The sequence below is a fragment of the Pseudobdellovibrionaceae bacterium genome (assembly GCA_023954155.1).
Classification (GTDB): Bacteria; Bdellovibrionota; Bdellovibrionia; order Bdellovibrionales; family UBA1609; genus JAMLIO01.
The window spans coordinates 1-11,975 of record JAMLIO010000014.1; the positions used below are offsets into that span (position 1 = coordinate 1).

11 protein-coding genes are annotated in these 11,975 nt (G+C 42.1%); 7 read left to right on the forward strand and 4 right to left on the reverse strand.

Translation table 11 applies throughout. The features are described 5' to 3' along the window. The 3 genes from M9899_11160 to M9899_11170 all read right to left on the reverse strand — a co-directional run. Positions 1-324: hypothetical protein (locus M9899_11160; GenBank protein MCO5114715.1), on the reverse strand; the 324-nt coding region annotated here is incomplete at its 3' end. Positions 325-574: 250 nt separating this feature from the next. After that, complete coding sequence (locus tag M9899_11165) at positions 575-1,471, reverse strand: hypothetical protein (protein MCO5114716.1); 897 nt, start codon at positions 1,469-1,471, stop codon at positions 575-577. A 447-nt stretch (positions 1,472-1,918) separates the two neighbouring features. Continuing rightward, positions 1,919-2,440: a hypothetical protein gene (locus M9899_11170; protein ID MCO5114717.1), complete on the reverse strand. Its 522-nt coding sequence runs from the start codon at positions 2,438-2,440 to the stop codon at positions 1,919-1,921. Between the two features lie 376 nt (positions 2,441-2,816). Here M9899_11170 and miaB point away from each other — a divergent pair, with 376 nt between their 5' ends. The 7 genes from miaB to M9899_11205 all read left to right on the forward strand — a co-directional run bounded on the left by miaB (position 2,817) and on the right by M9899_11205 (position 10,432). Next, positions 2,817-4,154, forward strand: coding sequence for a tRNA (N6-isopentenyl adenosine(37)-C2)-methylthiotransferase MiaB (gene miaB, locus M9899_11175; protein ID MCO5114718.1), 1,338 nt, complete (start codon positions 2,817-2,819; stop codon positions 4,152-4,154). Next, complete coding sequence (locus M9899_11180; GenBank protein ID MCO5114719.1) at positions 4,144-4,650, forward strand: hypothetical protein; 507 nt, start codon at positions 4,144-4,146, stop codon at positions 4,648-4,650. Before miaB ends, M9899_11180 begins: the two co-directional genes overlap by 11 nt. A 20-nt stretch (positions 4,651-4,670) precedes the next feature. After that, positions 4,671-5,189 (forward strand): gamma carbonic anhydrase family protein, encoded by a 519-nt coding sequence (locus M9899_11185; protein MCO5114720.1) that lies wholly within the window; start codon positions 4,671-4,673, stop codon positions 5,187-5,189. Positions 5,190-5,195: 6 nt separating this feature from the next. Next, the gene (guaB, locus tag M9899_11190; GenBank protein ID MCO5114721.1) at positions 5,196-6,650 is read left to right on the forward strand and encodes an IMP dehydrogenase; all 1,455 of its coding nucleotides are present in this window, start codon (positions 5,196-5,198) and stop codon (positions 6,648-6,650) included. A gap of 9 nt (positions 6,651-6,659) precedes the next feature. Further along, complete coding sequence (guaA, locus tag M9899_11195; GenBank protein ID MCO5114722.1) at positions 6,660-8,195, forward strand: glutamine-hydrolyzing GMP synthase; 1,536 nt, start codon at positions 6,660-6,662, stop codon at positions 8,193-8,195. Positions 8,196-8,333: 138 nt separating this feature from the next. Beyond that, a complete protein-coding gene (locus M9899_11200; protein ID MCO5114723.1) occupies positions 8,334-8,684 on the forward strand; it encodes a hypothetical protein in 351 nt (116 codons plus the stop codon). Between the two features lie 26 nt (positions 8,685-8,710). Next, positions 8,711-10,432, forward strand: a complete 1,722-nt coding sequence (locus M9899_11205) for a DUF4105 domain-containing protein (GenBank protein MCO5114724.1) — start codon at positions 8,711-8,713, stop codon at positions 10,430-10,432. Between the two features lie 189 nt (positions 10,433-10,621). On the opposite strand, the gene M9899_11210 is transcribed toward M9899_11205, so the two are convergent. Further along, positions 10,622-11,437, reverse strand: coding sequence for a siderophore-interacting protein (locus M9899_11210; protein ID MCO5114725.1), 816 nt, complete (start codon positions 11,435-11,437; stop codon positions 10,622-10,624). Positions 11,438-11,975: the final 538 nt, after the last annotated feature.

Sequence of the window (11,975 nt, forward strand, 5' to 3'; positions counted from 1 at the left end):
GTTTTTATAAAGGGGTTCGTCTTGGGTAGAAGGTGTAAGAGGTTTTTCCTCTTCTAAGGCGTCTTTAGAGTCTGGGGTTGTCTTTTGAACAGACTCATCCGAGGTGGTTCCTTCTTGGGAGGGGGACTTCTCAATGACTGCATTTTCTGGATGAAGATGTGCGGAAGGGACTTCAGTAGGAGCTGTTTCTGCTTTTTTCACATCAGTGGCCCATACGGAAAAGGGTAGAGAGGTAGAAACTATGAGCGTAGTAATAATTAGCAATGTCAAAATAAATGGAAACACTAAGGCCGATCGAAGAGCAAAAGCACGGGCTCTAAGCATAAATTCTCCTTCCAAAGGATAGCAGAACCTATGTTAAATCAGACCTTTAGATGACGACAAGAAAAAATCTTGCGTTAAATAGTGGGTTTGCTGTCAGGTTTGAATTGTCCCTATTCTTCAAAGACGTGTTTTAATTAAAGCTTTGGCGGCTGGAGTTTATGCTGTCAGGTTTGAGTTGTCTCTACTCTTCAAAGACCCCAGACCGATTGTGGGTGCGAAGTGTCGCTGGCTTTCGTCATAACTTTTGGATTTAAATGCCTACGCACATGTCTAATTTTACGTTTTCGTGGAGTTCGTCTCGGAAGGTGAAGTGAGCTATACCACATGAGATGAACTCAAGAGACATATTGGCGGCACTTTCAGAGAGACCTCCGCCTGTGGCTATTCCTTCGAGTTTACCTGAAGTAGGGCAATTGCATTGGTCGTAAATAAGTTTAGCAGTGGTTTCGAGTTTGACCTGATAAGTCTTACTTCCTGCTCGATTATCTAAAATAATAGTTCCGTCATCGGCTTCAAAAGGATCGGCAGGGTTAGCGGGCAGTGTGACGTTAAAGTCAGTGTCTGTGCGAGTGGAGAGGTCAAGAGGTGTAAGACTAAAAAACCCAGTGGATGCACTTCCTCTGCGATGAATTCCTGTAGATGAAAAAGTCCAATTCAGAGCGTCTGCTCCTCGAGTCAGAGTCTGCTGGCCTTGAGGCGCATAGCCTCCACCTGCACCAGCCGAGTCGCCAGTAATGCTAATAGTAATCGCTTCGTAACCTTTAAGTGTTGCCGCAAATTCGCGAACAATTTTGTCTCCATCAGTGCCGATCTCGCAGTCGTTAATAGTGGCGTCAGCACTGTTTAAGAAACTAAAATCTAAACTGCCCTTAAAAGAAAAAGGGTCTTGTACATTACAGTTATTTAAAGAGATATTTTTTTCTCCCGCATTACACGAAGGAATAGGGGCATCAGGGCAGATGTCTACATCTAGGGCATCAAGATTGTTTATAGCCATCAAATTTTGAGTTACAGCCCCTAAGTTATCCGCAATAGCACTAGGAACGACTGTGGCTTCAATGGCACTGGCTAAATAATCCTCTAACAGACTGCATCCCGACAGTGTTGATAATAAAAATCCAAAGCAAAGACATTTCCCCCAACGCATACGTACCTCTCTTTTAAAACTGACAAGTACCTATCGGGCTCTTTAAGAGGAGATTTAATATATAAATGAAAAAATGTTTTTAAGACACACTCATGCTATATCAAAGTTAATCTTGCATATACCCCATCTCACAACTCGGTCTCAAATCTAAACGCCTAAGAATGAGATGACTTTTATGGAGCGTACTTTTTTTATATTTATCAAGAACTCCATCCATCAATGTGACCCCACCCATCCATGGGTTTGCCAGTATTTGCCCTGCGGGCAAAACGCATCCTGCTTACTGGAGGGTCACATTGATGGATGGAGTTCTTGATAAATATAAAAAAAGTACGCTCCATAAAAGTCATCTCAAACCGACGAGGCTTTGCGCCCGCAGTCAGTTGGGGGGAGAAGTAGATAGAGGTTTTATTAAATTAAGAGGGCGAACAAAGTTTTTTTTGTAGATCAGTGCTTTTTTTTGCTTTGACTTAAGGTTTCTACGATATTTGCGATTTCATCACTCTCTAGGTCGCCATGAATCAATTCTTGGCCTTCAGTAGTGCCTTCTCCTAAAAGTTGATTGGCTATATCTTCAAGTTCTTGATTGGTGGTGTCGCGTTTTAAAAAGATGGTTTTGCCTTCAAAGTCCAACCCGTGCCATTCATAGGGAAAGTCTTCGTCGGGGTTTTTAAAGTAGGCTTGTAGCAGGCTGGCTCCAAGGTCGACAAGGTTTTCAAAAAACTTCATGGGCTGCCCCGCTTTAGAGTCATAGTCTATGGACAGGTCAAATTGGACAGGGCGTAGGACGTTTTTTTCTAGATATCCAATGCGCATAAGAATTTCGTTTTTAAAAATCTTCCCATCAAGCATAAATTTGCCATTCCCAGCCTGTTCTTGAAAGTGAGTCCCAAGAATCTCAATCACCTGGGTTTTAAAGTCTTCAGGTAAAGCGGTCCAAGCTTTAGATTGGGGTAAACGTGGGTCCATGAACTCCTCCTAAATCGAGGTGTGGGTCAAAATCTCTGTTTCTCCACCTGTCAGATTTAATACAATCTATGACGGCTACCAGTGGATAGAGCAGAAGGGTACACCATTTCTCCTGCTGTCAACATGACGGCACTCTGCTGGAGTGGCCGCAAGTGTCGCTGAAGAATACACCATTTCTCCTGACTGTAAACCCCTGTCTGTAAATTATGGAAAGTCTTATGCTTTTCTCATGTTGACCTAGGCATTTCCAGTATATAAAACGGGGAATTATCAAAAGAGGACGAGTTTGAGCATTCAGGAAGTAAAAACCCAGAAAGAAAAAAAGAAGCCGCAAATTCAGAGGTATAAAAGTGGTACTCCACAGAGTGAAGGTGCCATGGAGGCCTTTACAGGTTTAGGACTCAGTTACCATATTTCAACCTATGGCTGCCAGATGAACGAAAACGACTCGGAACGTATGAGTTCACTCTTGGAAATGATGAACTTCACTGTAGCACCTGCTGCGGACAGTGCTGATCTGATCATTATCAACTCCTGCAGTGTGCGTGAAAAGCCTGTGCATAAGGTTCATTCTGAAGTCGGCCGTTATCGCAAAATGAAAGAGAAAAACCCCAACCTTCGCATTGGGGTCGGAGGGTGTGTAGGTCAGCAGGAAAAAGACCAACTCCTAAAAGACATACCTGTTTTAGATTTTGTATTTGGAACAGATGCCATTGATGAACTCCCAGGACTGGTCAGCCAAGTGTATTCTACGGGGGATCGTTGGGTGGCGGCGCGCTTTGAACATCAGAAGCCTTACCATATTGAAACTTTAAATCGTAACCCAGGGGTTTCCACATTTATCAATATCACCAAAGGCTGTGATAACTTCTGTACTTTCTGTGTTGTGCCCTTCACCCGAGGACGCGAACGTTCGCGTCCTTACTCTGATCTGATTCGTGACATTCAAGGCCTGACTCGACGAGGCGTTAAAGAGATCACGCTTTTGGGTCAAAACGTAAACTCTTATAAATCTGAATGTGGGATAAACTTTGCGGGGTTGATGAAAGGAATCTGCACAGACACAGACATCGAAAGAATCCGTTACACCACCAGCCACCCCAAGGACTTCACCGAAGAGCTGATGCAAGTGTCTGCGGATTATCGTGATAAAATCTGTGATTACATTCATCTTCCAGTTCAAAGTGGAAACACCGAGGTTTTAGCACGCATGAACCGTGGTTATACACGAGAAGATTATATTGCTAAAGCCAAAAGAATTTTTGAATATCTGCCAGGCGTTTCGTTCTCCACAGACATCATCGTGGGTTTTCCAGGAGAGACCGAAGAGCAGTTTCAAGACACATTAAGCTTACTCGATGAAGTGACTTACGAAAGTATTTTTGCTTTTAAGTACAGCCCTCGTCCTTTTACAAAAGCCGCACGATGGGAAGACCAGCTTTCAGAGGAAGAAAAGTCAGATCGTCTGCAAAGGCTCTTTGATAAACATAATAAAATTGCATTTGCCCTGGCCCCTGAATATGAAAATCAGACTTACGGTGTGCTTGTAGAGTCTTACAATGACGAAACTCAAGTGGCCACAGGCCGAACCACTAAAAACAAAGTCGTGCACTTTATGGGGCAAAAAGATCTGATCGGGCAGACGGTGCCTGTGAAGATCACTAAGGCCTTCCCCCAAACCTTAAGAGGAGAATTGAACTACAGTGATCAATAACACCGACGGACTTATTCCTATTTTCCCTCACGGGCTGGTTATCGCGGGTGCAGATCAAGTGCCCTTTATTTTATTTAAAGATGAGGCTAAAGCCCTCTCTTTTCCATTATGGCTTCCTTACAATCCAGTCAAAATGCAACATAATATTTCAATCGCCCGATTCTTCCGAGCACCTGGGTCTTTATCCCAAGACATCCTAAGGTTTTTTAATTACGAAGTGGAAAGCTGCGTGTTCACTGAGGTCAAAGCGGGGGTTCAATGGGCTAAGGTGGTTTTAAAAACTCTGGTGAAAAGCAAATCAGGTGCAGAGGCTAAAACTATCAACATGCTGGCGTATGAAGCTTTTTCTTTAGGTACTCTTAACCCTAAGATGCAGTATTTTGCCACAGACGAATTCATCAAATCGACTCGTGAGGATGAAATCAAAGACATTCACCACATAGATTTCAACAAAGAAAAGACCATGCGCAAGCACGGCCAAAAATATTTAATGTAAAATTAAGCCTAGGAGCGTGTATGCAGATGTCACTTAAAGGTAAGTCACCACAGATTGCAGAGGACGCCTTTGTGGCAGAGACCGCTGACATTATCGGGGCTGTGAGCATAGGTTCTCAAAGCTCGGTTTGGTATCGGGCTGTTTTAAGAGGTGATGTGGCTCCCATCACTATCGGTCAGCGCAGTAATATTCAAGACGGCTCAGTCATTCATGGCAGCTATAACAAGAGCGAAACTATTGTTGAAGATGATGTGACCGTGGGCCATGGGGTGATCTTGCATGGCTGTCATATTCAGAGCCACGTTTTAGTGGGGATGGGCAGTGTGGTGATGGACAATGCCATTATCCCTAAAAACTGCATTGTAGGGGCGGGTTCTCTAGTCACTGAAGGGGCTAGGTATGAAGAAGGTTCACTCATTATTGGAAGACCTGCAAAGATTGTTAGAAAATTGACAGAAAAAGAGATCGCCTCTTTACAAGATAGCGCAAATCATTATTTAAGAATATCATCTTGGTATCAAAATAACGAAAAGGAGTAGGCCCCTATGGAAATTAAAAAATCATTAACTTTTGATGACATCTTGTTAGTGCCCCAATTTTCAGAAGCAGTGCCTACGGAAGTGGAACCCAGAACCTTTTTTGCAAGAGACATTCACCTCAATACTCCAGTTCTGTCGGCTGCCATGGACACGGTCACAGAAAGTAAAGTGGCTAGAGTCATGGCTCAACTCGGAGGCTTAGGAATCATCCACAAAAACCTAAGCATTGAACAGCAAGCGGCTGAAGTAGAGAAAGTCAAAAAGTATGAGAGTGGGATGATTCAAAACCCCATCACTCTTTCTCCAGAACATAAAGTCAGTGATGCTTTAGAGCTTATGAAACATTGGTCTATCAGTGGCGTGCCCATCACTGTGGGCGATAAGCTGGTGGGCATTTTGACCAACCGAGATTTAAGATTTGAAACTAACACCAGTCAGATGATTGCGAATGTGATGACCAGTGAAAATTTAGTAACAGCCAAAGAAGGCACAACCTTAGAAGACGCTAAAAAGATTTTACAAAAACATCGAATTGAAAAGCTTCCTGTTGTGAACAAGGACAATGTTCTTAAAGGTCTTATCACCATCAAAGACATTGAAAAGGCGCAGACCTATCCTAAAGCGACTAAGGACGCCTTAGGACAGCTTCTAGTCGGCGCCGCTACAGGAATTGGCACAGGTGGAAAAGAAAGGGTCGAAGCTCTTGTGGCCGCAGGAGCCAATGTGATTGCGGTAGATACAGCTCATGGGCACTCTAAAAATGTTTTAGAGATGGTGGAATGGGTCTCTCAAAATTTTAAAGACGTGATTGTTGTGGCAGGAAACGTGGTCACCGCTGAAGCCACTGAAGAGCTGATCAAACGTGGTGCGGATGTGGTGAAAGTGGGCGTAGGCTCAGGCAGTATCTGTACGACACGTATTGTTTCAGGAGTGGGTGTTCCGCAAATCACAGCCATCATTGAGTGTGCCCAGAAGGCGAAAAAACTAGGGAAGACCATCATTGCTGACGGGGGAATCAAATTCTCTGGTGATGTGACAAAGGCCTTAGCTGTGGGGGCTAACACCGTGATGCTTGGAAATATGCTTGCAGGTTGTGATGAAAGCCCAGGGGAAACTATTTTATATCAAGGTCGAACTTATAAAGTGTATCGCGGGATGGGCAGTATTGGAGCCATGAAGTTAGGTTCTAAAGATCGTTACTTCCAAGATAGTGTGTCTGAACATGACAAGCTTGTGCCAGAGGGAATCGAAGGGCGTGTGCCTTACAAAGGTTCTGTCAGTGGCATCATTCACCAGATCATTGGGGGCTTGAAGTCAGGGATGGGTTATGTGGGAGCCACAAGCATTCAGGATTTACAAGACAAAGCCAGATTTGTGGAGATATCAAGCCAAGGTCTGCGCGAGTCCCATGTGCATGACGTGACCATCACTAAAGAAGCTCCTAATTACAGACTAGATTAACAAGAGGACATGATGACTAAAGACATTCAATCGGGAGTCTTAATTTTAGATTTTGGTTCTCAGTACACGCAATTGATTGCCCGACGCTTTCGTGAGATGGGGGTTTACTCTCAAATCTTCCCCTTTAATTTTTCCTTAGAAAAGATCAAAGAACTTGAGCCTGCGGGGATCATTTTAAGCGGAGGCCCTCAATCGGTATTAGATCCAGAGGCTTATCTAAGAGATGTAAAGGACCTAGAGGCCCTAGCACCTGTATTGGGGGTCTGTTATGGAATGCAGCTCGTAGCACAGCAGTACGGTGGACAGGTGATCAAGTCTGACACACGCGAGTACGGACTTTCTGAAATCAAAGTGGAGTCAAAGTCTTTGTCTCAGTCTACTTACAAAGTGTGGATGTCTCACGGAGATGTGGTGGATCAAGTGCCTTCAGGGTTTGAAGTGATTGCCACGAGTGAAAATGGTTTGATCTCATCTATGGCTTCAGAGCGGATTCTTTGTTTTCAGTTTCACCCAGAAGTGACTCACACTGAAAAGGGAAATGAATTTTTAGATGTATTTGTAAAAATGTGCCCACGTATTTCTAAAAAATGGAAACCTGCAAATATCATTGAAGATTTAACTCAAAGATATTTAAAAGAAGTCCCTAAAGATGAAAAGATTTTGTGCGCCCTTTCTGGAGGCGTGGACTCCAGTGTGGTGGCGACACTATTGACCAAGATATTTGGTCCTGAAAAAGTGCTTTGTGTATTTGTAGATACAGGGCTTTTACGTAAAAATGAATTTGAAGAAGTCTTAAAGTCTTACGATGGCTTAGGTCTAAACGTAAAAGGTGTAAGAGCTTCGGATCAATTTTATCAAGCTCTAGCAGGTCTTGATGATCCAGAAGCTAAACGTAAAGCTATTGGAAAAACCTTTATTGATGTATTCAAACAAAATATTCCTCACGATTCCAATATCAAGTGGCTTGCTCAGGGAACACTTTATCCTGATGTGATCGAGAGCGTGTCTCCTACGGGTTCGAGTGTCACCATCAAGTCCCACCATAACGTGGGAGGGTTGCCTAAAGACTTAGATTTAAAATTGATTGAACCTTTAAGGGAACTTTTTAAAGATGAAGTCAGACGTATAGGTTTAGAATTGGACATCCCCAGTTACTTGATTGGGCGTCATCCTTTCCCAGGACCTGGTTTAGGAATCCGCGTCCTTGGTGAAATCACTCCCGAAGATGTGCGCACCTTACAAGATGCTGATGCTATTTATATTGAAGAGATCAAAAAAGCAGGACTCTACGATCAAATCTGGCAAGCCTTTGCTGTGTTACTCCCAGTCAGAGCCGTAGGCGTTCAAGGGGACGCTAGAACCTATGACAAAGTGGTCGCTTTAAGAGCCGTAACTTCTGTGGATGGCATGACAGCCACTTGGTATCCTTACACGTATGAGTTTTTAACTAAAGTCTCTAATCGCATCACCAACGAAGTCAAAGGTGTCAATCGCGTCGTTTATGATGTGAGCAGCAAACCCCCAGGCACCATTGAGTGGGAATAAGAATCTACTTATTATATGGATATGAGATTTTTTCATAAATTTTGTTTATGAGCCTTTTTAAATTTTGACTTCTGGGATGTATTTATTTATCTATAAATTACAGGAATTAATATTAACTTTAATACATTGTGAGGAAAGATGAAAAAAGTATTGTTGTTTGTTTCATTATTAGCATTGTCTGGTTGTGCTACGATTTTAAATGAAGATTTACAAAACGTGAACGTGTCTTCAACGGCAGAAGTGATTAAAGGGAATGTTGATGGCGTGCCTTTTACGGGTCCTGGTATTATTGCTGTAAAGCGTTCAAAAGCGGATAAAGTGGTCAATATCACAACTGAAGGTTGTCAGCAGCAAGTACTTCTTGCAAGCTCTGTTGACCCTAAGTTCTTTATCAATATTTTAACTGGTGGAACTTTTGGATCTACTACGGACTATGCTTCTGAAAAGATGTGGAAGTATCAAGACCAAGTTATTGTTCCTTGTAAATAGTGAGCTAAAGTAACAGAGTGAAGACTTTGTTTCTAAAAACCTCAGCCATTTTTATTATTTGTTTTTTATCTTTGCCCGTAACATCTTACGGGCATTTTTTTAATAATGATTGGGGTCCTATTTTTGCCGAAATCCCTTTGCCCCAAGAATTTATCTCTACCAAAGGTTCTAAATCTGCAGCCTCTATTCCTAATCATGTGGATGTCTTCCAAAAGCATCAGGACCAAAAATTATACTGTAAATATCCTGCTCGATACTTTTATTTAAACCAAAAAGGTCTTTTACCATCCGTAGACTACACTCATTGCCAAGACTTGCAGGAGTTTCTTAAGAGAGCCCCTATACAAGAGATTTCTATCATGTTTGCCGCAGAAAGCTTAACTCAGCCAGCAAGTATTGTGGGACACTCTTTTTTAAAAATATCAGGACTTGATGATGAAAAAATAAAAAGAGAACATGCCATTTCTTTTTTTACCAGAATGGATGATGTGAACGCTGTGACTTTATTCATTCAAAGTTTTTTAACAGGAAAAAAGGGCTACTATGTTTTAGGACCGTTATCTGAGTCTATAGATTACTATATTAAAAAAGAAGGCCGAACTCTTTGGGAGTACAAATTAAAGTTCAGTGAAGAAGAATTAGAATTTTTAAGGTTGTATCTGTTTGAACTTAAAAACATTAAATTTAAATACTACTTTCATGGTTTTAACTGCGCGACTCTGCTTCAGCAAATTCTATTGTCGGTCTATCCAGAAATAGATAAAGCAGGGCACTTGTGGGTCACACCTTTAGATTTGGTGAAAAGCTTATATCAACACGATAGGGTAGAAGAAAGAGTGATTTATCCAAACAGTGGCTGGCTATTGCGACAGCTAGATCAAGAAAAAGTGTCATCCTATCAAAAAGACTCTGCTGAGAATTTTTCAGAAAAAGACAAAGCCATCACCTATCATAGGCTTAAGGCCAAGCAAAATTATCTGTTTGAAAGACATAAACTCTCTTTTAAGGAATACAAAAGCCAAACACAAAAATTGGATGAAGATTTTGAGGATCATAAGGACTACGATCAACTGAGCTTTGAAAATCTAAAAGGCCCTGAACATACAGTCCAAGATTCGCAGATTTATTTTGGTGCCACAAGAAGTTCGGGTGGGCACATGCTTTACAGACTGTCCCTTTTGCCTTTGTCTCATCAGCTGTTTAACGCATCCAAAGGCCGAGCCTTTGAGTCTGAAGTGAAACTCTTAGGTGTTGATCTTGCGTATTTAGAGGATGATGGCTTTAGGCTTAGAGAGTTGAATCTTTTTAAAATCCAAACCTACAGCACTCACAATAAAGTCACAGGTGGGCTGTCAGGCCAATTTGATTTGTCTTTTAAACACAATGCTCAAAACCTTTTTTTAGAAGACAAAAAAAGACTAGAAATCACCACAAGCTTAGGAAAAACCTTCAGACTCCACCCAGACATAGACTTTTACTTGTGGCCCTCAGTAAATGTTTTTATTAGCGATAAGACGGACTTTATCTTTAATCCACAAACAGGTTTGATCCTAAGAGAAATCTTCAACATGAAAACCCTCATGTCCTATGAATACCAACTCAACACGGACAGGAAAGATATTCATATTCTAAATCTCACACATACAATTAACTTCGGTAATTCCTCAATTGGAGTCAACTACTCCAGATACTTCAAAAATGAACAAAACCAAGAGCAACTCGAAGCCTTCCTCGCCATCACATTCTAACCCTTCCCAAACCTGGAAGCGGACACGCTCTTAGATTCTTGATTACACCTTAGAAACTCCCAGAACCGACTCGGGTGCAAAGCGTCTTCGGCCTGCGTTACCCTCTGGGTCCTTTCGGCCCCACAGGCCAACGCAGGTCGGATACGCATTGCTCGCTCGGATGGGAGTTTCTAAGGTGTAATCAAGAATCTAAGAGCGTGTCCGCTTCCAGTAGCCAGAGGCTTTGATCCATTCGTCTTTGGTGATGTTGTTTTGTAGGATATAGTTTTTGAGCTGTAGGGCAACGTAGCTTTCAGTTTTGATCCAGACAAAGCCGTTGCCTTCAGGTTTGGTGAAATTATTAAGAGATTGTAGAAAAATATCTGAGCTTCCAGTGCTTTTTTGGCCTGTTGTTCTTTCTAGCCATTGGATTTCTATGCCTTGTGGAGTGTTCTGCGTTTGTACTTTAATGGCATCACTTGTTTTTGAAATTTCGGCAAGGACTAAACCTTTTGCGTCTTTAGGCATTTCTTGTAAGCGACGTTGCAAAGAAGGCAGTCCTGATTCGTCAGTAAGGATGAGATACCAATCAAATATATAAGATAAAACGAAAGAACCTCTTGGGCCAGCAATAAAAAGCTCATCACCCTCTTTTGCTTTTTGGGCCCAAAGGGCTCCCGCGCCTTTGTCACGCATAAAGAAAATAAGCTCTAAGGTTTTATTTTTTGAATTATAATTCAAAGGGGTATAATCCCGCATCAGAGGTTCTGGTTGTCCTTCTTCTGTTTGCAGTCCCTCAGGTCCTAAGCGTGGAATACTGTAGTGTCCTGTTTCTGGGTCAGGGAAAAAGACTTTCACGTGATCATCAGGCGAAGCGGTCACAAAATCTTTAAGGTCTTCACTAAAAAAAGTGATTTTAGTAAAAAGAGGGGAAAGGGGCATGATCTGTGTAACTGTAAGCTTTCTGATCTTCACATCATGCTTAAGTCGCGTAATAGCTGTATTTAAAGTCGATACTTGTTCCATAATTCACCTCCATCAATAAAGACTCTACGCATTTTTTCGCTTATAGTCAGCAAATCCCCTCCTCATCACCTCTCAATGCTCAGAAAATGAAAACGCCATAGGACTCTTATATTTTATCTTCCCAGTCCAAAAAAATTAAAGCAATATCTAGTGAGATATGCACAAGACAGGCTCTTTCTTATTTTGCCTTCTATTTCAACTCTCTCCTTAAAGGCAGACCTCCAGCAAGCGGGACGCGCTTTGCCCCTTTGGGGCAAATGCTGGCAGAGCCCATGGATGGGCGTGTCTGCCTTTAAGGAGAGAGTTGAAATAGAAGGCAAAATAAGAAAGAGCCTGTCAGACAAGAGCGGGTTTAAGATAAAGAAGAGGAAGGTGAAATATGTTAGTTTTAATTACAGGAGCAAGTGCAGGTATTGGTGAGAAGGCGGTGGTTAAGTTTGCTGGCCTTGGGCATAAAGTTATAGCCATAGCACGTAGAACGGAACCTCTATTAAAACTTAAAGAACAGTTTCCAGAGCTTGTTTTGCCCTTAGCTCTT

Coding starts and splice junctions, on each gene's coding strand:
- M9899_11165 (MCO5114716.1), bottom strand. CDS start 1,471: ATGCGTTGGGGGAAATGTCTTTGCTTTGGATTTTTATTATCAACACTG.
- M9899_11170 (MCO5114717.1), bottom strand. CDS start 2,440: ATGGACCCACGTTTACCCCAATCTAAAGCTTGGACCGCTTTACCTGAA.
- miaB (MCO5114718.1), top strand. CDS start 2,817: ATGGAGGCCTTTACAGGTTTAGGACTCAGTTACCATATTTCAACCTAT.
- M9899_11185 (MCO5114720.1), top strand. CDS start 4,671: ATGCAGATGTCACTTAAAGGTAAGTCACCACAGATTGCAGAGGACGCC.
- guaB (MCO5114721.1), top strand. CDS start 5,196: ATGGAAATTAAAAAATCATTAACTTTTGATGACATCTTGTTAGTGCCC.
- guaA (MCO5114722.1), top strand. CDS start 6,660: ATGATGACTAAAGACATTCAATCGGGAGTCTTAATTTTAGATTTTGGT.
- M9899_11200 (MCO5114723.1), top strand. CDS start 8,334: ATGAAAAAAGTATTGTTGTTTGTTTCATTATTAGCATTGTCTGGTTGT.
- M9899_11210 (MCO5114725.1), bottom strand. CDS start 11,437: ATGGAACAAGTATCGACTTTAAATACAGCTATTACGCGACTTAAGCAT.